Here is a 2,313-nt window from a genome sequence, read left to right on the forward strand (position 1 = left end):
ATCAAAAATATCATGAACTAAAAAATGCCGCTTAGATCTTCTACAGAATTTGTTGACCATTACACTAGATGTTAGGGTAGAGATGCCGGTTGATTCAATCTGGAATCAGCAACAAGCTCAAAAAGAATAGCCCCATCATAGGGGCATCCTATTATTAGCAGCGTTGGAGGAAATGGGGCAATTCCGCTTTATGGCAGTTTGAAAGGACACCATTTAGCTATAACTGGTTATTATTTGTCAGCTAAGGTAGAAAATTAACGATAATATGTAAAAAGGAAGAAGTATGCAAAATAATCAAGATCAAGTTAATCAAAATGAGATTTTTCGGAAGATGGATGATTATGCAGAATACGTTGTCACTAATGGTGCTAGAGCTGAACTTAGTTCTCGCCAAATTGAAGAAATGATAATAGACGTAAGGAGGACTATAAATGATCGAGCTAGTTTCTTAGTAGACCGACATACTGCAATTGCTATTGAAGATACAATTCATGAAGCGTTATTATTTTCTCAGACATTTCGACAAGCAGTTGTTTTTAGTTTAAGAGAGGAAAGAAATAATCTAAATTTTTCGCATAATAGTGTTTTGCCTAATCTTTATTATATGAATTTATATGAACTTAGAGATAGACATAGAAGATTTCAGGATATTAGACCTGAAGAGATTACCCGCTCAACTGTTGATACTGTTCCTATAATAGGAATTAGCTCAAACAGCAATCTAACAGATAATATTTATCAGGACATTATAACTATTTCTGTTGCACCAAATTATTTGTCTGAACACTATCCAATTTGGCAATACACACTTATTCACGAAATAATTCACGCAATCACAAATGCCGGTGATCCGCCAGAAGGTGAGGAAAGAATAGGCCCAACGGATATACTAGCTTATCGTATTGCCTCAGAAATGGATTTACGTATACAACGATTTAATAATTATTACTCATTAGAGAGAATACGAGCAATATATGAACATGATTTTGCGTGTTTGTGTGAAACTATATATCGACATCATGAGCATCCAACTGAAGTAATAAATAGATTATTCGCTATCAATTTTTTTGTCGAGAATCGGCCTGAAGATTTAAACAATCATCCACCTCAATATTTTCGGTATTTATTACCTGATCATCTATTTTGTGATGATAATGATGTTCAACTAGGATCAGCTTTTTTTATGGGTGCTAGTGCTAGTCATTGCAAGAATAATCTTTTTGCAGCTAAATATGAAAATATTATCTTTAGCGAAAATCTTCCTTTAACACAATTTCATTTAGAAAAATATAATCTAGTGATTGCAGCTATGGCTGTAAATCGAGCAGAACAAGGAAGCGGGTTTTATAAGGAAGAATGTGAGTCATGGAAAGAATGGTATAAAAGTAAAGAATGGAGAAAGTATTTATTTGGAAAAGGGATTTTCGAACACGGAAAATATGAAGCTAAAGGATCTTTTATATACGGTCCCTATGGATTACTATTTGATGATGGTTCTTTTGCTGTAGGAGTGAAGGGTAAAGATATCGAAGAATATGGATACAATGATAACTGGACGACTTTATCTGGAAAAAACTGGTATCCATTAGAATATGCTGGCCAAATATATTTTGATAAAAATGGTAGACCAATCGCTATTGTGATGACCAATCCACCGATAGGATTGTTAGGTGACGGATGGTCATTTATCTATAATAAAGGAAAATGGGAATATGAATCGAAAGATGATTGGGATGAGCGTCGCTTTGCTGGACGCACTGAGTCACTTGACCCATATGCGCCGAGATTTTTGATTAAAAACATATAAACAATATCTAATGATATTAAGAGCCCCATTCATGGGGCATCCTATTAGCAGCGTTGGAGGAAATAGGTGAGTTCAGCTTTATGCCAGTTTGATAGTGCACCATTTAGCATTAGCTGGTTATCCTGTGTAGTCTGAGATAACAAAGTTTCTATCTCATCGATAACTTTGTCAGCATTTTCACGTTTGCGGATAATGCGTTTAATCGCTGTTTTTTCTGCATCAGCTATCACATCTTGAAGCTCTTCCGTGACATGCCAGATACGCTCACATTCAGAAGCGATAGAAGGGACTAGCCGAACTTCCATCGGATAAGGTGAGGGAATGCCTGTTACTTCTCTTAGTGCATACCAGATAGCATTATTCCATGCTTGTTTGAAACGAAAGTTTTGTGTCATAAGTGCAATGATACGGGCGAGATTTTGGGTATCTTTGCTGCTGAACTTTTCGTGAGCTTCTGTTTGGGGTTGGTATTTTGGTGCAGAATGTAGCTCTGCTTCCATGCGATT

The 2,313-nt window shown here is 36.0% G+C and carries 1 protein-coding gene and 1 pseudogene; one reads left to right on the forward strand and one right to left on the reverse strand.

Going from position 1 to position 2,313, the window contains the following annotated elements; translation table 11 throughout:
* Nucleotides 1-283: 283 nt before the first annotated feature.
* On the forward strand, nucleotides 284-1,807 hold the full coding sequence (locus G468_RS21745) for a M85 family metallopeptidase (RefSeq protein ID WP_051297188.1): 1,524 nt from the start codon (nucleotides 284-286) through the stop codon (nucleotides 1,805-1,807).
* A 44-nt stretch (nucleotides 1,808-1,851) separates the two neighbouring features.
* Here G468_RS21745 and G468_RS24295 read toward each other — a convergent pair.
* Nucleotides 1,852-2,313, reverse strand: a pseudogene (locus G468_RS24295) (BRO-N domain-containing protein); the annotation flags it as partial.

It is taken from the genome of Arsenophonus nasoniae DSM 15247, assembly GCF_000429565.1.
GTDB classification, from domain to species: Bacteria; Pseudomonadota; Gammaproteobacteria; order Enterobacterales; family Enterobacteriaceae; genus Arsenophonus; species Arsenophonus nasoniae.